The sequence below is a fragment of the Campylobacter sp. 10_1_50 genome, assembly GCF_000238755.1.
Taxonomy (GTDB): domain Bacteria; phylum Campylobacterota; class Campylobacteria; order Campylobacterales; family Campylobacteraceae; genus Campylobacter_A; species Campylobacter_A concisus_R.
In genome coordinates this window covers 1-599 of the sequence record NZ_JH414898.1, presented here as the reverse complement: position 1 = coordinate 599, position 599 = coordinate 1, and the positions used below count along the sequence as shown (strand labels likewise).

The following is a 599-nucleotide window of genomic DNA, read 5'->3' as shown; positions in this document are numbered from 1 at the left end:
TTATTAAGAGTGGATTTTCAGCTTTTTAGCTTAGCGATTAAAAATTTGATAGACAATGCCCTAAAATACGCGGAGGATAAGAAAGCCATCTTGATCTGCGATAGCGAATTTATAGCGGTTAAAAATTTAGGCAAAAAGCTAAATCACCCGATTGATTACTACAAACAAGCCTTTGTGCGTGGTGACAAGGTGAGTGCTGGGAGTGGCATGGGGCTTGGACTTTACATCATCGAGCAAATTTGCCAGATGCAAAAATTTGAGCTTACTTACGACTACGAAGACGGCTATCACGTCTTTAAAATTTTACTTCGAGCAAAGGCAAAACGCGCATGAAAAGGGGCTTATTAAGAGTGGATTTTCAGCTTTTTAGCTTAGCGATTAAAAATTTGATAGACAATGCCCTAAAATACGCGGAGGATAAGAAAGCCATCTTGATCTGCGATAGCGAATTTATAGCGGTTAAAAATTTAGGCAAAAAGCTAAATCACCCGATTGATTACTACAAACAAGCCTTTGTGCGTGGTGACAAGGTGAGTGCTGGGAGTGGCATGGGGCTTGGACTTTACATCATCGAGCAAATTTGCCAGATGCAAAAATTT

Annotated in this window: 1 protein-coding gene and 1 pseudogene; both read left to right on the top strand. The window is 39.9% G+C overall.

Translation table 11 applies throughout. From position 1 onward, the window contains the following. The coding region (locus HMPREF1019_RS09665; protein WP_009295568.1) for an ATP-binding protein at positions 1 to 333 on the top strand (333 nt) is incomplete at its 5' end. Between the two features lie 8 nt (positions 334 to 341). Further along, positions 342 to 599 (top strand): annotated as a pseudogene (locus HMPREF1019_RS09660) (ATP-binding protein); the annotation flags it as partial.